This window comes from Binatus soli (SeqCode) (assembly GCF_050015535.1).
Classification (GTDB): Bacteria; Desulfobacterota; Binatia; order Binatales; family Binataceae; genus Binatus; species Binatus soli.
The window spans coordinates 1-18,478 of sequence record NZ_JBEKBF010000009.1 but is presented as its reverse complement, the minus strand read 5'-3'; the positions used below and the strand labels follow the sequence as shown (position 1 = coordinate 18,478).

Here is an 18,478-nt window from a genome sequence, read left to right as displayed (position 1 = left end):
GGGGCTGCGATGAACACCCGCGGCGTCAGGCCCGGCCGGGCAACGGGCGGCCAGCGCGGCTCGCAAGTTGGCTGGCGACGCCGTTGCGGCGCAGTCTATGATGCGAGACTGCCCCCAAGGAGAACGCATCGATGCGACTGATCCATACCGTCTATGAGCCCGCCGGTGAAGGACCTCATCCGACGCTAATCGCGATGCACGGGTTCGGCGCCAACGCGCTCGACCTCCTGGGACTCGCGCCGTATATTGCCGACGGCCGCTTCATGGTGATTTGTCCGCAGGGTCCGATGGAAGTGCCGATCGGTCCCACGCGCGGCTACGCATGGTTTCCGATTCGGATGGGCGCTTCACCCGATCGCGGCGCGATCGACGACGCGAACAAAATGGTGACCGGGTTTCTCAACGCCGCGCTGCAAAAGTATCCGGTCGATCGAAAAAAACTGGTGGTGCTGGGGTTCAGCCAGGGCGGCATGATCGCCTATCGGCTCGCGCTCAGAAATCCCTCGAAGTTCGCGGCGCTGGTGGCGCTCTCCACATACTTTCCGCCCGACTTGAAGGATGAGGTCAGCGATCCCGCCGCTCTCGAAGCGCTGCCGACGCTCGTTGAGCATGGCCGCGCTGACGAGATGATCGAGATCGCTCGCGCGAGGTCGTCGCTGGAATCGCTGCGCGCGCTGAAGGTACCGCTGACTTATCGCGAGTACGATTGCGGTCACGAGATAACGGCCGAGGGCCTGAACGATCTGTCAAGCTTTTTGACCTCGAAGGTGCTCGAACCGATCGTCCAGGCGTAGCGCCATGAGCGATGACACCACTTCAACGCAAGCGTTTGCGAAACTGCTCGCGGTCGTTACCGAACTGCGCGCTCGATGCCCGTGGGATCGCGAACAGAAACTCGCCGACACACCGCGCCATCTGATCGAGGAAGCGTACGAGGTAGCCGACGCGATCGCCCGCGGCAGCTTTCCCGACGTTGCGGAGGAACTCGGCGATCTCACGGTGCAAAGCCTGTTCGCTGCCTTGATTCTTGCCGAACAGTCACATTTGGACATCGCCACCGGCCTGCAAAACGCCGCGGAAAAACTCATTCGGCGCCATCCGCACATTTACGGCGAAACACGCGCCGATACGATCGAGCAAGTGCTTGAAAATTGGGATCAGATCAAACAGCAGGAACGCGAGCGCAAGCACCCGCACGGCGCGAAGAGTCTCGCGCACGTCGGGCGCGGGCTGCCGGCAACGATGCGCGCGGAGAAACTCGGCGAGAAGGCGCGCAGCGCCGGCATGGATTGGGGCGATATTCGTGAGGTGCTGGCAAAGGCTCGCGAAGAAATCCAGGAGATAGAGCATGCGCTCGATCGCGGCGACACCGCCGGCGCCGCCGAGGAGATCGGCGACCTGATGCTCGCGGTCGCCAACGCGCCCCGCTTCATCGGGATGGACGCCGAACAGACGCTGCGCGCCGCCTGCGACAAGTTTGTCATGCGATTCGACGAAGTCGCGGCAATCGCCGCGTCGCGCGGACTCGATCTCAAAGCGATGACGCCGTCTGAAATCGACGCTCTATGGAATGAGGCAAAGGCCGCGCCGGGCACCTCGCGCCGCCGCTCCTAAGCAGGGACTGGCCCCTGCCATAGGAAGAGGCGAAACCAGTGTGGGTTTCACTCTCTGCCGCTGCTATTTCCCGCGGAACCTCGGCGCGCGTTTTTGCTGAAAGGCCGCGATGCCTTCCTTGTAGTCGGCCGTCCGCCCCGCCGCGCCTTGCGCCTGGGCCTCGCATTTCATAACCGCAAACAGGCCCATCGCCTCCTCGTCTATCCTGCGTACCAAATGCTTCGATTGCATAAACGCCGCGGTCGGACCGAGCGCCACCTGCGCGGCCAGCTTGCGCGTCTCCGCGACCAGCGATTCCTTCGCGACACTCCGATTCACGAGTCCGAGCTGGGCCGCTTCGGCGCCCGAGAGCAGTCGTCCCGTGTAGATGAGTTCGAGCGCGCGATGGGTTCCCAGGCACGACACGAAAAACGAATGGCCGCCCGAGTCCAGCACTGCGCCGATACGCGCGAACGGCGAACCGATCTTCGTGTCGTTGTCGTCGGCGGCATAGACCACGTCACATGCCAGCGCCAGCCCCAGTCCGACTCCCAGGCACGCACCGTGAACGGCGGCAAAGGTAGGCGCCGGGAACGCGACGATTCGTTTGATCAGCGGATTGAAGGTGTTCTCGATTATCGCGTCAATGTCCTCGATACCAGCCTCGGCCTCCGCGAGGTCCCGTCCCACCGAGAACGCCGGCCCTTCACCGCGGATCATCATCGCCCGCACGCCTTGCGACGCCGCGCGCTCCAGGCATCCATCGAGCTCGGCCGCCATCGCGTCGTTCAACGCGTTCATCTGGTCAGGCCGGTTGAGAACAATCTCCGCAAGGCCGCTTTCGACCGACAAATCGACGCTCATATTCGTCGTCGGCTGACAAGCATGACGATTAGAATGATCAAAATAACTCCGCCGATACCGATTCCGCCTGCGGGTCCGTAGGCGTAATAGCCGCCGCCGCCGCCAAACAGCAACAACAGGATTAGTATCAATAGCAATGGTGACATGGGGGGCCTCCTCGCGGGCCAGGGTAATGTCCTGACTTGATTTTTTCGTCGCCTCAATTGCGTGGCTTCACAGCCTGCTGGAACACCGGGATAATGTCCTCGGCGGCGATATCGCCGACGTCAACCCCTTCAATATCAAGTTCGCGAATCGCGGGAAACCGGATGCCCCATCGCTCGACCGTCGAACGCGGGCCGTTTGCGGAGAGCGTTTTCCAGCGGCCCGCTGCGGGCTATTATATTTCCAACCTGGATGCGTGTGCCGGGGGCGGCGTGAATTCACCTCTAGCTCTATTCAAAAGCGACTCTCTGAACCGGCGCGAACTGACGTTCAAGGCCCTTGCGGGCCTGTTCGGCGGCGCGATCGGATGGCTCCCCGTCGAGCTGGCTTCCCACAACGCTCATCTCGGCGAGGCACAGACGACGGGCGAAATGGCCGCGTACTACATCTCGATGGCGTTTGCTGCGGGCGCGATCGGCGCATTCATCACGGCCGTGGACACATCCGACGTTCGCGTGACGCCGGAGTCCAAGCGCCGCTTCATTCGCGGCTTCGCGATATGCGCGCTGCTCTCGCTGGTCTCCACTTACTTCGGAAATTATGTGTTCAACTTGGTTCTCACGGCAGGTGGAGTCGGCTTCAGCCCAAATGGCGAGCTGGTTTCGGGCTCGATCGTAACTCTCGTCATCGCAAGACTCCTGGGATGGGCAATTGACGGAGCGCTGGTGGGCGGCGGCGTGGGACTGGCGACGCTCACGATGGAAAATGTTCCCAAGGGAGCGCTGGGCGGACTGGTGGGCGGAGCAGTCGGTGGAATCGGCTTCGATTTGATCGGCGCGATCGTCGGCGGCGGGCTGGCTTCAAGGTTCTTCGGCGAAGCGGTCACCGGTCTTGCGATCGGATTGTTCATCGGGCTGGTACAAGAGCTGACCAAGGCCGCGTGGGTCACGGTCGAGCAGGGCCGGCTGCGCGGACGCCAGTACCGGATCGAAGGCGCGCACGCGTCGATCGGGCGCGCCGAGGAAAATCCGGTCGGCCTGTTCGGCGATCCGGCCGTGCAGCCGCGACACGCCGTAATCGAACGGCGCGGCGCCGACTACGCGATCAGGAATCTCGCGGTCCAGGACGGCACCTTCGTCAACGGTAATCGAATCGAGAGCGTTGACCTGCACGACGGCGATCAAATCAACATTGGCGGCTACGAAATGAGGTTCCATCTGCGCGGGATGTCGGCGCCTGCCCGCCAACAGTCGTCGCTCGCCGTCGATGCGATGAATCCAGCGCACGTCGCCGGCCGGCTGGCCGGGGCGAACGCGAAGATCGGCGCGCCGAGCCTGGTCGATGCGTCGGGGCAGCCCTACCCCGTCCGCTCCGGTGCGGTTACCCGCATCGGGCGCGCGCTCGACAACGAAATCGTGGTCAGCCATTCCTCGGTCTCACGCCATCACGCGAGCATCGAAAATTCCAACGGCGTGTTCGCGGTAAAAGACTTGAGCAGCCAGAACGGAACGTTCGTCGGCAACCGGCGCGTGACCGAACCGACGCGCGTGAGCGACGGCGACGCCGTAAGGTTCGGCGACGCGCAGTTTACCTTCCGTGGCTGAAGCGGAGTTCGAGAAGCCGAGGTTTTGCTCGCGATGCGGTCAGCCGATCGTCGTCGCCGAAGCGAGCTTCTGCAAATCGTGCGGCGCGCCGGTAACTCGTTTCCCGCTGCTGCGCAAAGATCGGGGGTTCAGCCCGATCCTGGCGCTCGTGCTAAGCATTATTCCGGGCCTCGGCCAGATTTATCGAGGCAAACCGATCCGGGGAATCTTGTGGTTTTTTGGCGTATCGTTGGCGTACAGCGCGGGACCGCCGCTCGGCGTCCTGATTCATCTCATATGCGCCGCCAATGCAGCCTTCTCGGATACGATGCACGAGGACATGCTGGCGCGATAAACTTGGAAGAAATGCTTAAATTCTCACTGAACGCATGATCGCGCCGAACACCATCGTCGGCGGCCGTTACCGCGTGATGAAGCCTCTGGGCGGGGGCGGGATGAAACTCGTCTATCTCGCCGAGGACTTGCGGCTTGCCGCGCGGCCGTGTGCGCTGGCCGAGATGGTCGATAGTTTCACCAGCCCGGATACGCAAAAGCAGGCGGTGGCGGCTTTTCAGCGCGAGGCTGACATGCTCGCGCAACTCAGCAACGAACATATCCCCCGCGTGTTCGATCGCTTCAGCGACCAGAACCATCACTATCTCGTCATGGAGTTCATCGACGGGATCACGCTGGAACAGAAACTCAAAGACGCCGGCGGCAAGCTTCCCGAGGAAGCCGTTATCGATGTGGCCCTGCAAGTGCTCGACACGCTCGAGTACCTGCACAACCTGGAGCCGCCGGTGATCTATCGCGACCTGAAACCGTCGAACGTGATGCTCACGCCGTCGGGGCAAGCCAAGCTAATCGACTTCGGTATCGCGCGCCTGTTCCAACCGCTGAGCAACGCGACGATGATTGGCACGCAGGGCTACGCGCCGCCCGAGCAATATCGCGGCAAGGTCGAGTTCCGCTCGGACCTGTACGCGCTCGGCGCCACGATGCATCATGCGCTGTCGGGCCGCGACCCAGCGCTCGAGCCGCCTTTCAGCTTTCCACCGTTGCGCCCGCTATGCCCTGGAATTACTCCCGCGCTTGCCGACCTGGTCGATCAGGCGCTCAAGTACGACGTGGTCTTGCGGATGGCCGACGCCGCGGAATTCAAGCAGAGGCTGATGGCGATCAAGTCGGGCGTCTCGCCGGCGACGATACCGCAGCGCAATTCGTCAACCGGGCCGGCGGCGCGCCCACAACTCAAACTGCCGCGCGGCGGGGTCAGGTCCGGAGAGCAGCACGCATCGGCGCCGACGATGCTGAGCAACCAGATCCATACGGAATGTCCGCGATGCGGCCGAAATATCCCGGTGGATTCGAACTACTGCTCGTTCTGCGCCGCCGACGTAACGGGACGATTGTCGGCGCCGGATCGCGGCGCGCATGAGGCGCAGACGATCGTGCTCGACGACGTTGCTGCGCCGGGGGGATATCCGGGTCCGATCTTTCATCCCCACGCCCGCAGGCGGCATCGCGCGCGGACGCTCGCGCTGGTGACCGGTGGATTTTTTCTCATCGGATACTTGATGTTCCATTCGCCGCAACCGCAGCCTTCCGACGGCGACAGCGGACCCGACTACGGCGCGGTGCCAGGGGCGCCGAATGGCGGCGCTCCCGATGCGTCCGAACCGGTGCATACGGAACCGCGCGAGATCGCGCTGCGCCGCATGCTCAACGCGCAGGGCTACTCGTCGGTGCATTTCAGGATGGAGGGTGACACGATCGTGCTGTGGGGCATGGTGCCGACGGAAGCCGATCGTCTCATCGTGCAGACGCAGGTTTTCATGTTCGCGCGAATTTCCTCGATCGAAGACCATATCCAAGTGCGCTACACGTTCGCCGCGCCGTAGCATCCATCTGATGATCGCCGACCTCCACGTCCACACGCGACTTTCGTCCGACTCCAACGCCGCGCCGGAGCAGTATCTCGAATTCGCGAAAAGCTCCGGCCACGGACTCGGCGCGATTTGCTTCACCGAGCATCGCCTGTTTCCGAGCGATCGCGAAGTCGGCCGGCTATACGAGGAACTCGCGGAGCAATTTCAAATTGCCATCTTCAAGGGCATCGAAGCCGACACCGATCTCGGTCATCTGCTGCTGTTCGGCGTGACCGATGAAGTGATGCGCCGATTCGATCTGACGGCGCGGATGCTCAAGAGCGACAGCCTGATCGAAGTGCTGCATCATGAAGGCGGCGTCGCAATTCCAGCGCATCCGTTTCGCGGCTCCGGTTACGGCTCGCGCCTGGACGCACTGCTCAGCCGCCATGGCGCGGCGCTTGGCGCGGTCGAAGTGCTCAACGGCCAGAACTCGATCGAGGAGAATCGGCGCGCGCAGGACGCGGCGCTCAAGCTCGGGCTGACGGCGGTTGGCGGCAGCGACGCTCATTTCGCGACTGCAAAATGGTTCATGACGATCGCGACGGAGTTCGAGCGCGACGTGCACGCGGTGGAGCAACTGTGCGCTGAAATCCGCGCCGGACGCGCTCGTCCCTATGTCTTTCCGGGTTCGGACTGAGCCGGGGCCCGCGCCGCGCCGGCGGGTTCCGCGCCTTCCAACTCGTGCGTGAACTGCCGGATGTCCTGCGGACGCCCTGCCGCGATCAGCTCGTCGCCTTCTTTCAGCGGGCGATCGGGCACGATGGGCGCGAATCCACCACCCGGATTGCCCGCGTCCTGAATGGCTAAAACCGTCACGCTGAATCGCGCGCGCGGGTCGAGTTGACGTACCGTTTTTCCCGCCGCGTTGGCGGGGACCGTGATGCGCGTCACTCGATAACCGGTCGCCCAATAGATATTCGGGTCGCGCGTCGCAAGCGTCGAGAGAGAAACCGTCACGCGGTTGAGGGCCTGTGCGATATGCTGGCCGGTGACGAGGCCGAGAAAGCGCCGGGTGGTGCTATCGACGACCGGAATCTCGTCGAGGCCGTCATGCTCCATCAACTGGCTTGCCTCATCGAGATTCGCATCGAGCGGCACGGTAGGACCATGCGCATTGCAGATGTCGAATGCGTTGGCCAGCGGACCGAGTTCCTGTCCTCCGCTGATCATGGACAACAAATCGCGGACTATGATCATCCCCGCGAGTTCGCCTTCGCTGTTGACCACCGGCAGGGTCGATTGCGCCGTCTCACCCGCGGTGCGCAGGACTTCCGACAGCGAAGTGTTCTCGTTCACCATGGTCACGTTCCTGGTTACGACGGCGCTGACCGGTATGAGCGCGAGCGCCAGGCGCTCGCGGCCGATCTGCAGCGTCTTGCCCGCGCGCGCCAGCCCGAACTCGTCGATCGATTCGGTTTCGATCGCACGCGCCACGATCAGCGCCGTAATCGTCGCGATCATCGCAGGCAATGCGATCGTGTTGCTGTGCGTCATCTCCCAGAGCAGGAACAGCGCCGTCAGCGGCGCGTGCGTGGTGCCGGCCAGAAACGCGCCGAGCCCGACCAGCGCGTACGATCCGCGCGGCCCCGTAAGGTGGGGAATCAGCATCGCCGACAGGCGCTGGAAAAACCCGCCCGCCATCGTGCCGATGAAAAAGGTCGGGCCGAAGCACCCTCCCGGCGCGCCGCATCCGAGCGACACGCTGCTGGCGAAAAACTTCGCGCAGGTCAAGGCCGCCAGCATTCCGATGCCGAACTCGCCCGCCATCGCGCTGTTGATCACCGGATATCCGTCGGACAAGTTTTGCGGAAGCCAAATCGCAATCACACCGACGACTGCAAGCCCCGCTTCGAGCTTGACCCAAACCGGGAGCTTCAGCCTGCGAAACCATGCCTCGGTTGCGTTGAAAAACCGGATGTAGCCTGCCGCGAGGACGCCGAGCGCCGCCCCCATGAGCGCATACGTGGCCATCTCCCAGTAGCTGCGCAGCACGAATTCAGGCACGACGAAGACGACCGCGTTGCCCACGATCGCACGCGAGGTGATCACGGCGGTGAAGGTGGCGATGATCAGCAATGTGAGGTTGGCGATTTCGGTGTGGCCGAGCAGGACGATTTCCTGCGCGAACATCAGGCCGCCGATCGGCGCGTTGAACGTCGTCGCGATACCGGCGCCCGCTCCGGCCGCGACCAGCATCTTGGCCCGATCGGGCGACAATTTTCTGAGTTGCGCGACAGTCGATCCGATCGCGCCTCCGACCTGGGCGATAGGACCTTCGCGGCCGACCGACGCGCCGGCGCCCAATGAAAGCGCGGCGCCCGCAGCTTTGACGAAGATCCAGCGGCGCTTCAGTCGCGCGGTGCCGAGGTTGACCATCTCCAGGAAATTCGGAAAGCCGTAGCCGAGCACGTCTCCGGGAAAGATCCGGTTAAGCAGCAGTATTGCGACGCCGCCGCTCAGCAGGATCAACGGGACCAGTGCGCGACGGGTTCCGCCGAGCCCGATTCCGAGCGCGTTCCACTCAAGCACGCGAAACAGCCACGAGAAGAATTCGATCAGTTTACGAAAGCCGAGATTTCCCAGCGCCGCGAGCACGCCCACCGTCACGGCGAGGATAATCAGCTGAACGTATTCGAACTGGTCGACGCGCAGCGCAAGAGAAGGTCGTCGCATCAGCAAAACCGTCGCATGAACGCGCTCTCCACCGCCGGTCGCCGCTACACGCCAAGGAAACGGCGCGTGACTGCCAGGAATTCGTCGAGGCGATCGTGATGCACCCAGTGGCCGGCCTTTTGGATCGTCACCGATTCGGCATGCTTGAAGGCCTGGATGCGCCCATCCTTGACCCAATCGCCCGCCCACGATTCCGTGCCGCGAATCAGCAGGGTCGGGCAGGCGATGCGGCCCCATATTTCGCGCGCGTCGCGGTTGTTGAACATGTAGGGCGACGTGGCGTGAACGTAGTTGTCGAACTTCCAGGAGTAAGTGCCGTTCTCGTTGCGGCGAATTCCCCAAATCGTGAGATGGCGCGCCTGCTCGCGGCTCAGCTGCGGATTGGCCTCGATCATGCGGGCCAGAGCCTCCTCGATCGAGGGATACTCGCGCACCTTGCGCCGCGCGAGCGTTTGCATCTGGCCGATCCAGTTATTCATCCGATCGTGGGCCGGCGAGTCCTTGATCATTCCGGGCGGCGGACCCATCCCCTCGATCGAAACCACGCGCTTGACCGCGTCGGGATGCGTGCCGGTGTATTGCAAAACGATTCCGCCGCCGAGCGAGTGGCCGATAAGCGTCGCGGACTCGCCGCCCACCGCGCTCATCAGCTGTGCGAGATCGAGCACGTAGTCGATCATCGAATAGCCGCTGCCCACGGCCCAGTCGGAATCGCCGTGGCCGCGAAGGTCGGGCGCGATAACGTGGTAGTAGCGGCGCAGATCGAGCGCGACCCAATCCCAGTTGCGGCAATGGTCGCGACCGCCATGCACCAACACCAGCAGCGGCTTGTCGAGATTGCCCCAATCGACGTAGTGCAGTTTGAGGCGTTGCGAATAAAAGTAATGCGAAGTCGGCCCGATGATGCTATCGGCCATGTGCCGGTCTCTCCACGAATCCAGTACGTGCTGCGTCAGACGCTACAGGTTAGGCTGTATCTCGTCGAGTGCCGCGCGCGCCGTGCGAATGATGAACTCGATTTCGGCGTCACCGATGATGAACGGCGGCGTGATCATCATCGCGTCGCCGCCCGCCTTCCCCGCCATCCCGGTCGCCGGATAAAAGAACATCCCTCTTCGAACCGACGCGCCGAGCACGCGATTGGTCACTTTTTTTTCAGGCGCAAAAGGCATCCGACTCGCCTTGTCCTGCACCAGTTCGATCCCCCAGAACATCCCGGCGCCGCGGATGTCGCCAACCATCGGATGCCCCGACAGTTCTTCCTTCAAACTGGAACCGAGCCGGGCGCCGACTTCTGCCGAGCGCTCCACCAGCCGCTCGCGCTCCATGATCGCCAGCACCTCGTCGGCGACCGCGCACGCCACGGGATGCGAGCTGTAGGTGTAGAACATGAAGTCGGCCTTGGCGCGCTCGAGTTCCTCGACCAGCGATTCCTTGACCGCGATCATTCCCATCGGCATGTATCCGCCGGTGAGTCCCTTGCCGCCGACCAGGATGTCCGGCACGACGTCCCAATGATCGACGCCGAAGCGCCGTCCAGTGCGGCCGAAGCCCGTCATCACTTCGTCGGCTATCAGCAGCACGTTGTGGCGCGTGCAGATCTCGCGGATTTTCGGCCAGTATTCCTTGACCGGCGGAACCACACCGCCGCTCGAGCCCATCATCGGCTCGGCGATAAACGCGGCGATCGAGTCGGCGCCGTTCTTCAGGATCTCTTTTTCAAGCGCCGTCGCGCAGTCAATCTCGCATGATGGATAGGTTTTGCCCCACGGGCATCGGTAGCAGTAGGGCGGATCGATCTTCGGCCAGTCCAATAAAATGTGTTCGTAGTCCGCACGCCGCCCGCTCCCACCCGCCGACAACGCTGCGATGGTGTTGCCGTGATAAGAGAAGCGCCGCCCGATGATCTTGTTCTTCAATGGTTGGCCGCGAGCGTGGTGGTAGAGAATCGCGAACTTCAGCGCCGCTTCGACCGACTCCGATCCACCACTGGTGAAGAAGAACCGCGTCAGCCCCGCCGGAGTCCACCGCGAGAGCCGCTCGACCAGCCTCTCGCGCTCGGGCGAGGTCCAGACCGGCACGATGTAATCGAGGTTGGCAATCGTGCGCGCGGCGACCTCGGCGATTTCGCGGCGCCCTTGCCCGATGTTCACCACCACGGCGCCGCCGCCTGCGTCCAGGATCTTGAGGCCGTTGGAGGCGTAGAGCCATGGACCTTCGGCGCGCTCGATACGAAGCGGGTCGTGCGGGCCGCGCATGAACATCGGGGGTGGCTGTGGCATAGCGGAATCTTAACCGTGATTCGATGCCGCGGGCAACGCGACCAACCTTGCGCCGCCGCCGGATGACGCGCTACTTGATGGCGCCCGCCTCGCGCCAGCGATCGATCTCGTCCTTGCCGTAACCAAGCGCGCCCAGAATTTCGTCGGTATGCTGCCCGAGTTGCGGCGCGAGCGACCTTATCGATCCCGGCGTATCCGAGAACTTTACCGACACGCCCACCTGCTTGATCTTCTGGCCGCCGGGACCCTCGATCTCGACGATCATATCGCGCGCGAGCACCTGCGGATCGCCCGGCACCTCGTCGAGCGTGAGCATCCTGCCGGCGCAGATGTCGCTCTTGCTTAGAATCGCGAACCATTCATCGCGCGTTTTGGTTTTGAATTTTTCAGTGAACACGCGTGCTATTTCCGCTCGTTTATTCGAATCAAATTCGTGCGGAATAAAATCTTCGCGCCCGAGCGCGCGGCACAGGTTGGCGAAGAACCACGGCTCGATCGCCGCGATCGTAATGTACTTTTCGTCCTTGGTCAGATAGACATTGTAGTTCGGTATCCCGCCGTCAAATATCGTCTCGCCGCGTTGCGGCACCTTCCCGGTGGCAAAAAATGACGAGAACGACTGCGCCAGCAGCGCCAGGCTGCCGTCCATCATCGAGATATCGACATACTGTCCCCGTCCGGTTTGATTGCGCGCGACCAGAGCCGCGAGCACTCCGATCGCACCATGCATCCCGCCACCGGCGTAGTCCGCGACCAGGTTGTGCGGAATTGTCGGCGGCTGGCCGGGCCGTCCGAACAGCGACAACACGCCGGCGGTCGCGATGTAGTTGATATCGTGGCCGACGAGGTCGCGATACGGCCCGGTCTGTCCGAAGCCGGTGATGGCGCAATAGATCAGCCGCGGGTTGCGCGACGAGAGTGTCTCGTAATCGATCCCGAGCCGCTTGGCGACGCCGGGCCGGTATTCCTCGACGATCACGTCGGCGCGCTGGGCGAGCCGAAAGTAGATTTCCATCCCCGCGCCGCTCTTGAGATTGATTCCGATCGACTTCTTGTTGCGGCCGAGCGCGTTGTACGGCGAGCTGCTGAAGCTGTTGGCCGGCCCCCGTGTGCCGGCGGCGCCGGCTTGCTGTGCGCGTCTTCCGGTCGGAGGTCCCGGCTCCTCGATCTTGATCACTTCAGCGCCAAGGTCCGCCAGGAGCATCGTGCAGAACGGTCCCGGCGCGAGCTTGGTCAGGTCGAGTACTTTGATTCCGTCCAGTGGTGCGGTCATGCCAATCTCCCATTCACCTTGATCCACCGCACGGCGTCGTTGTGCACGACTGGATTATAGAATCGCGGCGCGCACGCGCGCCATTCTCTCCGCCAGCGACTTGAGCCCCCGCACCATGTGAACGCCGTACCAGTGCAGGTCGCGGCCGCTGACTGTCAGCAGGCGGCGGCTGAGCGCGGGCGGGAGCAGAGTCTTCAACTCGGCGACGTCGGATTCATCGAATTCATACGGCTCGTCGGGAAGTATCACGATATCGGGGCGGCGTTCGACCGCCTCCTCGAGCGTCGTCATGGGATACCGCTCGCCCGCCGACGCAAAGATATTGTTATAGCCGAGCATCCGCAGCACGTCATGCGCATAGGTGTCGGCGTTGAATGACATCCACGGTTTCTTCCATATCGGGCAGAAAACGCGCAGGCGAAGTTTGCCCCATACTCCGAGCGCCGCCTCAATTCCGCTCACGCTGAGCGTGATCTCCTTGGCCAGCGCGGCGGCGGCCGCCTCGCGACCGAGCGCCCGGCCCATCCGCATGATCGATTCGACCGCACCCGGCACCGTGCGTGGATAAGTCGTGAACACCGGGATTCCCGCTGCGCGCAACCGCTCCACATCCTCGCGCCGGTTCTCCTCGGCGTTGGCGATCACCAGCTCGGGCGCGAGCTTCACGATCGCGCCGATGTCGGGGTTCTTGGTCCCGCCGACTTTTGGAATCGACGCAACCGCCGCGACCGGCTCGACGCAGAATTTTGTTACACCCACGACTTCGGAATTGAACCCCAGCGCGAACAGTGTCTCCGTCCAACTCGGCACCAACGATACGATTCGCGACGGCGGGCGCTCGAGCTCGACGCGAAAGCCCATGTCGTCCGCTATTTGCATCGGGGCCGCCATCGAATTGTTCCTGAGAAGTGACCTACCCTACCCTCTCCATTCGTCACTTGGCCTTGCGTTTGATAATCGCGTCCAGCTCGCTGCGATCGGCCGGCGTCAGTTGTTCCGAGCCGGTGCGCGCATCCGCATTTGACTTCCCGTTCGCCGCCGCCGAGTCATCCGCGTTGCCAGCCCCTTCCGCAACGGCGGGCGGATTTGCTTCTCTCATCGGTTGCGGCTGATCAGGGGGTCGATATGCGATGTAATGGACGGCCGACGGGATCATCAGTCGTCTCGCCAAAAATCCCAAAATCAGCGCCCCAAGCGCGGCCAGCACGAGGATTCCCGGCCGCCGCATCGTCTTCTTTCTCGCCGGCCGTCTCGCACTTGCGCGCTTTTGCGCTGGCCCCACTCGTACTCGATCCGCCACCTGATTCCCCTCCACTGCGAGCGCTAACAGAAATGCTATCGCACAGGCTCACCTAATAGAACCGCGCGAGCCCATCGAGTGATCAGGCGTCGAGTGGGTACTTCGTCGAGATGGCGCGCGCCGTTGTACCAATCCACGGCGATCTCCTGTGCGCGGCGGCTCGTCCGCGCGAGCCGGAAGAAGAGCCTGTAGTGCGGGCCGTAAAAATGCCGCGCGGCAAACGCGAGCTTGCCGAGCTTTGCCCCCACCGCACCTTCGTGCAGGGCGCGATCGTAGGCTTGCAGCGCGCTGCCGTCGCCGTCCAGATACTTGCAGATTGCATTCGCCGCCAGCTTGCCGTGCTCGAATGCGCACGAGATGCCTTCGCCCATCAGCGGATCAACACCTGCCGCGTCACCGGCGAGAATGACGCGTCCGGATGCGTAGCTGTCCCTGGCGTCGAACCATCGAATCGGGAACGAATGCCATCGCGTCGCGTGGCGTTTGAGGCCGTCGAGTGGAAGTTCGGGGAAGGCCGCGACGAGTTCCGCTATCATTCGCGATTGCTCGCCGCTCTTTTCGGCGAATTCGCGCGGGCGCTGATCATAGATGCCTACATTCAGATGCGGTCGGCCGCCGATAAGGCATGGGAACGACCAGCTGTAGCCGTTGATTCCACCGCTCACGCATCGGAAGTCGAACCGGTAACGCTTCCCGGTAAATTCGGGCGTGCGCTCGGGATCGACCGCAATGTCCGTCATCAATGCGCGCCCGATTGTTTCCTTGCGCGCGCCGAATACCGCTCGACGGACCCGGCTGCCCGATCCGTCGGCTCCGACCAGCACTTGCCCTTCGTAAATGCCCCGCTCGGTGCTGACGCGCACACCGCCAGCGCCCTGAGCCGCATCGAGCACACGATCGCGCTGGACTATTTCGACTCCCGCCTCGCTTGCTGTCCGCGCCAGCATCGCGTCGAACCGGTCGCGGCGAATCACCGTGCACAGGACATCGCCACCACGCGACAAATCGACGCCGCCAACGGGAGTTGCGGCTTCGCCGCGAGTCACTTCGACGGCGGGCACCTCGAGCGGGATTCCAAGCTCGTCGAGCGCGAGCATCGTTTTGGGAATCAGGCCGCCGCCGCAGACCTTGAAGCGCGGATGCGCCGATTTCTCAATCGCGACGATTCGGCCCGCCAGGCTGGGCCGATTCTTCACCAGAAAAAGCGCGGTCGCCAGCCCTGCGGGACCGGCGCCGGCGATCAGCACGTCGCATTTTCGCCAGCATTCCATCGCTCGCTTCAACGCCTAGCATCCGGATTCCGCGCGCGAAAGCGCACCGAGACTCTCTCGGCAATGTCCAAAACAGGCGCGGCGCATCGAGATGCTCGATGCGCCGCGCGTTGACTGCATGTGACTTACTTTTCGATCAGCCCTGCGCCTCGCCGGCCGGCTTGATCACCGTGTACAGCGTCGCGCCGCCGCGTTGAACCAGCAGCAGCGCCGGCTTCTTCTTGGTCTGCGCTTCTCTTGCCCTGGCGACGAAATCCGAAACCGCGGCGACCTTGTCGTGATTCACTTCCAACACGACGTCGCCCGGCTGAAGACCTGCCTCCGCCGAAGGACTGTCCGGCGCCACCTTCTGAATCACCACACCCTTGGTGTTCTCGAGATGGAACTCCTGCGCGATCTCGGGTGTGATGTCCCCGACTTGCATACCCCAGTTGCCGCCCGGCTCCTCGGACTTGGCCGACGCCACCTGCGGTTCCTTGCGCTCGCCAATCGTGACCTCGATGGTCATGTGCTTGCCGTTGCGCACCACCTCGACCGGCACCTTCTGATTGATGGGTGTCTGCGCGACCAGCGCGGGCAGCTCATGCTCATCGTTGACCGGATGGCCGTTGAAGCTGAGCACGATATCGCCGCGTTCGATTCCAGCCTTGCCCGCAGGCCCATCCTTGTCCGCGCTGGCGACCAGCGCGCCCTCGGGCTTCGGCAATCCGAACGATTGCGCCAGGTCCGGCGTCACTTCCTGAATTTCGACGCCCAGCCATCCGCGGACCACGCGCCCGTGCGCCTTCAACTGATCCATCACGTTGCGCGCCATGTCGATTGGGATGGCGAAGCCGATGCCATTGTTGGCGCCGGTGCGGCTGTAGATTGCGGTGTTGATTCCGATGACCTCGCCGCGCGTATTGATCAACGGGCCGCCTGAGTTGCCGGGATTAATCGACGCGTCGGTCTGAATGAAATCGTCGTAGTCGCCGCCGAGGATTCGTCCCTTGGCGCTGACGATTCCCGCCGTCACGGTCATGCCGACGTCGAACGGGTTGCCGATTGCGATTACCCAGTCGCCGACGTCAGTGGAATTGGAATCCCCCAGCAGCGCGACCGGCAATGCGTCCTTCGTATCGATCTTGATCAGCCCGAGATCGGTCTTGGTGTCCTTGCCGATTACCTTGGCCGTAAACTCGCGCTTGTCCTCCAGCGTAACGCGGATTTGTTCGGCGTTACCGACCACGTGATTGTTGGTCAGGATGTAGCCGTCGGCCGATACGATCACGCCCGATCCGAGCCCACGCTGTTTGAATTCGCGTTGACCGCCCTGGCCGAAGTAGCGGCGCAACTGGTCGAACGGATCGCCGCCAGGCGGCATGCCGCCTCCTTCACCCCCACCGCCGCCGTTGTCGTTATCGCCGCCATTGTCGTCGCCGGGTCCAGCTTGCGGGCCACCAAACGGGATTCCCGAAAGCTTCACATCCTGAACGACCCTGACGCTGACGACCGCCGGTATCATTCGCTTGACCAGCGGCGCGAACGAGGTAATTACTCCGATCTTTTCGTTCGGCTCAGGCGTATTCGGCTGCGCCGGCGCCACGTGCACCCCGGGCACCGGAGGCGCCGGCAGGGGCTCCGCCGGCACTGCCTGTGCTTGCTGCGCAGGTGGCGCCTTGGAAGCGTCCGAGCCGGAACCCCAGAAAGGGAACGCGCCGACGCGCGCAAAAGCAATGATAAGGCCGATGAAAACGCCGCCGGCCACGGCGGCGATCTTCTTAACCATGCATTCCTCCTGGAATGTAGCGAAACTCTTGCGTCATGAGGCAGGACAAGTGCCGGACCATACTAAACTATCGGACGATAAATTTCGGCCGAAATTCAGCCACCCGCCTAAACACCTGCCGTCCGCGCCGCCTGGTCAAAGTCCCTGCCAACTGATCCATCAAATCAAATTCACGGTGAAAATAAAACGTCCCCAAATTGGCGGGTGACCTCCTGCGAGATGAGGCCTCTGCTCCGGCAAGCCTATCACAAACGCGCACCTTTGGCGCGCCCCAAAACATCCACCATTCAGTCTCTAAGTTTTCGGACATCTGGGAGAATCGCTCGAAATCCGCGTGTGTGCGCGCGATTTGCGCTCACGGGAGATCTGCGACTGCGCGCTCGAGTTGCAGATCGCGGCCGGACGCGTAATCGTGGGGAGCGTATTCGACCTCGATGTCCGGCTCAGCGCCCACCGGCGAGCGGCATCAGTCCTGCTCGGGCGTCGTCGCACTTGCGCGGTAGGGGACAAAGAGGTGATCGGCCCTGTTAATTTTTCCGTCAGCAGCACGAACTCTTGCTGCTGGCGGCGCGAGGCTCTCCGCCGGCGCCAGCGTCGTCGGATCGGGTCGCCTCTGTCATTCGGTCGCGCCGCCGGGCGCATAGTGAAAAGCCCCAACTGGTCTACGAAATCATTGAGCGCATGTACCCGGCATTGCCCAAGCTTGAACTATTCGCCCGTGGGCAGTGAACAGCGTGAAGGCTGGAGTGCTTGGGGCAATCAGGCCGCCGCATAGCCGGCTGGTTCGTCAGCAAAGGCCAGCAGGCGTTGAAAATTACTTTTCAACGCCTGTTAGAAAACAGAAACGTCATCTGTGTGCGAACTATCCACTGCGGCGCGCCATCCGGATGCATTGGATAGTCGTATCCGCCGACTTGCAGGCTCATCGCCTGCTCTCCAATCCGGAATGCCTTGCCGATATCGACGCCAACTGGAATCGTCCAAGCGTTATCCGTGTCGGCCGTCCAGTTGTAGGTGATAGCGGGATCCCACTGTCCGTACCAGCCGCTGTCCAAGCTGTAGCTGACTTCCGGCTCGATATAGGTCTGGTTGACGCTTCCCCGGCCACGATCGCCTGCAAACGACATCATCTGGTAACTCAGGATTGCGGCGAACCACGGACCTTGCTCGTAAACCAGCGCCGCAGTTGGTCCGGCCGACCAGCGGCCGGTGCCCAATCGTTCACTGCTGGCGGTCGGGAACTGAAAGATCGGCCCGACACCCCAGATCCATGTCTTGGCCTTTGCCGGGCTCAGAAAGAAAGAGCTCTGCAGATCTTGAAATCCAAATTGCTCATTCGGGCCGGGCGCGTAGGTCACGTTCAAACTCGGTCGTGCGAAGATATCCCAGTCCGCATTGAGCACGAACCGCTGGAGCGGCTCGATATTCAGGCTCTCTCCCACCCTGTCATGCGAACCGACGCCGAACCCGGTCGTGAATTGAAGTGGCACCTTGAGGAATTCAGCAAACGGATTCAGAGTGTCCTTGGCGAGATCTTGTAGCGATTCGGTGCCTGCCGTCGTTGCCTGCACCGGCAAGGATTGCTGCGCGTGCCCCAACGACGCAAGCAACACGCCCAGCGGGACACTCAAGACCGCTGCAAGAATTGCCTTGAGGCGCATCTGTCAGCCCACCTAGGGAACCTCTGCACAGGTGGTTGAGCGCAGATCGTTTGGAAAGTGAGTCATGAAAAGTATCGCTGGAGGTGAGAACTCTGTAACGGTTGTTGCGCGGGAAGCGGCCGCGCGGGATTACTC

Annotated in this window: 17 protein-coding genes and 1 pseudogene; 7 read left to right on the top strand and 11 right to left on the bottom strand. The window is 62.7% G+C overall.

Features of this window, described 5'->3' with window-relative positions:
- The first annotated feature begins 131 nt into the window (after nucleotides 1–131).
- Together ABR989_RS08430 and mazG are read left to right on the top strand one after the other, a co-directional pair.
- Nucleotides 132–794 (top strand): alpha/beta hydrolase, encoded by a 663-nt coding sequence (locus ABR989_RS08430; protein ID WP_428127518.1) that lies wholly within the window; start codon nucleotides 132–134, stop codon nucleotides 792–794.
- A 4-nt stretch (nucleotides 795–798) separates the two neighbouring features.
- On the top strand, nucleotides 799–1,614 hold the full coding sequence (mazG, locus tag ABR989_RS08425) for a nucleoside triphosphate pyrophosphohydrolase (protein ID WP_428127516.1): 816 nt from the start codon (nucleotides 799–801) through the stop codon (nucleotides 1,612–1,614).
- 63 nt (nucleotides 1,615–1,677) lie between these two features.
- Here the strand turns inward: mazG and ABR989_RS08420 are convergent, their stop codons facing one another.
- Nucleotides 1,678–2,457, bottom strand: a complete 780-nt coding sequence (locus ABR989_RS08420; RefSeq protein ID WP_428127514.1) for an enoyl-CoA hydratase/isomerase family protein — start codon at nucleotides 2,455–2,457, stop codon at nucleotides 1,678–1,680.
- Nucleotides 2,454–2,603 carry a hypothetical protein gene (locus ABR989_RS08415; protein ID WP_333648915.1) on the bottom strand — a complete coding sequence of 50 codons (150 nt, stop codon included), beginning with the start codon at nucleotides 2,601–2,603 and terminating at the stop codon, nucleotides 2,454–2,456. Before ABR989_RS08415 ends, ABR989_RS08420 begins: the two co-directional genes overlap by 4 nt.
- 162 nt (nucleotides 2,604–2,765) lie before the next feature.
- Here ABR989_RS08415 and ABR989_RS08410 point away from each other — a divergent pair, with 162 nt between their 5' ends.
- The 4 genes from ABR989_RS08410 to ABR989_RS08395 are packed head-to-tail and all read left to right on the top strand — an operon-like array spanning nucleotide 2,766 to nucleotide 6,752.
- Nucleotides 2,766–4,205: an FHA domain-containing protein gene (locus ABR989_RS08410; RefSeq protein WP_428127512.1), complete on the top strand. Its 1,440-nt coding sequence runs from the start codon at nucleotides 2,766–2,768 to the stop codon at nucleotides 4,203–4,205.
- Nucleotides 4,198–4,539: a hypothetical protein gene (locus ABR989_RS08405; RefSeq protein ID WP_428127511.1), complete on the top strand. Its 342-nt coding sequence runs from the start codon at nucleotides 4,198–4,200 to the stop codon at nucleotides 4,537–4,539. Before ABR989_RS08410 ends, ABR989_RS08405 begins: the two co-directional genes overlap by 8 nt.
- A 34-nt stretch (nucleotides 4,540–4,573) precedes the next feature.
- On the top strand, nucleotides 4,574–6,085 hold the full coding sequence (locus tag ABR989_RS08400; RefSeq protein ID WP_428127509.1) for a protein kinase domain-containing protein: 1,512 nt from the start codon (nucleotides 4,574–4,576) through the stop codon (nucleotides 6,083–6,085).
- Nucleotides 6,086–6,095: 10 nt separating this feature from the next.
- The gene (locus tag ABR989_RS08395; protein WP_428127507.1) at nucleotides 6,096–6,752 is read left to right on the top strand and encodes a PHP-associated domain-containing protein; all 657 of its coding nucleotides are present in this window, start codon (nucleotides 6,096–6,098) and stop codon (nucleotides 6,750–6,752) included.
- Here ABR989_RS08395 and ABR989_RS08390 read toward each other — a convergent pair.
- The 8 genes from ABR989_RS08390 to ABR989_RS08355 form a co-directional block, all read right to left on the bottom strand.
- Nucleotides 6,728–8,788, bottom strand: a complete 2,061-nt coding sequence (locus tag ABR989_RS08390) for a chloride channel protein (RefSeq protein ID WP_428127506.1) — start codon at nucleotides 8,786–8,788, stop codon at nucleotides 6,728–6,730. The genes ABR989_RS08395 and ABR989_RS08390 overlap by 25 nt on opposite strands.
- Before the next feature lie 44 nt (nucleotides 8,789–8,832).
- Nucleotides 8,833–9,705, bottom strand: a complete 873-nt coding sequence (locus tag ABR989_RS08385; RefSeq protein ID WP_428127504.1) for an alpha/beta fold hydrolase — start codon at nucleotides 9,703–9,705, stop codon at nucleotides 8,833–8,835.
- A 42-nt stretch (nucleotides 9,706–9,747) separates the two neighbouring features.
- Entirely contained in the window at nucleotides 9,748–11,070 is a 1,323-nt protein-coding gene (locus ABR989_RS08380) for an aminotransferase family protein (RefSeq protein WP_428127503.1), read from the bottom strand.
- Nucleotides 11,071–11,140: 70 nt separating this feature from the next.
- Entirely contained in the window at nucleotides 11,141–12,343 is a 1,203-nt protein-coding gene (locus tag ABR989_RS08375) for a CaiB/BaiF CoA transferase family protein (protein ID WP_428127501.1), read from the bottom strand.
- Between the two features lie 54 nt (nucleotides 12,344–12,397).
- Complete coding sequence (locus ABR989_RS08370; protein ID WP_428127500.1) at nucleotides 12,398–13,234, bottom strand: helical backbone metal receptor; 837 nt, start codon at nucleotides 13,232–13,234, stop codon at nucleotides 12,398–12,400.
- A 43-nt stretch (nucleotides 13,235–13,277) separates the two neighbouring features.
- The gene (locus ABR989_RS08365) at nucleotides 13,278–13,550 is read right to left on the bottom strand and encodes a hypothetical protein (RefSeq protein ID WP_428127499.1); all 273 of its coding nucleotides are present in this window, start codon (nucleotides 13,548–13,550) and stop codon (nucleotides 13,278–13,280) included.
- 128 nt (nucleotides 13,551–13,678) lie between these two features.
- Entirely contained in the window at nucleotides 13,679–14,914 is a 1,236-nt protein-coding gene (locus tag ABR989_RS08360) for an NAD(P)/FAD-dependent oxidoreductase (RefSeq protein WP_428127497.1), read from the bottom strand.
- A gap of 136 nt (nucleotides 14,915–15,050) precedes the next feature.
- Nucleotides 15,051–16,682 carry a DegQ family serine endoprotease gene (locus ABR989_RS08355; protein WP_428127495.1) on the bottom strand — a complete coding sequence of 544 codons (1,632 nt, stop codon included), beginning with the start codon at nucleotides 16,680–16,682 and terminating at the stop codon, nucleotides 15,051–15,053.
- A 546-nt stretch (nucleotides 16,683–17,228) separates the two neighbouring features.
- Here ABR989_RS08355 and ABR989_RS08350 point away from each other — a divergent pair.
- Nucleotides 17,229–17,411: pseudogene (locus ABR989_RS08350) on the top strand (MT-A70 family methyltransferase); the annotation flags it as partial.
- Nucleotides 17,412–17,503: 92 nt separating this feature from the next.
- Here ABR989_RS08350 and ABR989_RS08345 read toward each other — a convergent pair.
- Complete coding sequence (locus ABR989_RS08345; protein ID WP_428127494.1) at nucleotides 17,504–18,343, bottom strand: transporter; 840 nt, start codon at nucleotides 18,341–18,343, stop codon at nucleotides 17,504–17,506.
- Nucleotides 18,344–18,478 lie beyond the last annotated feature (135 nt).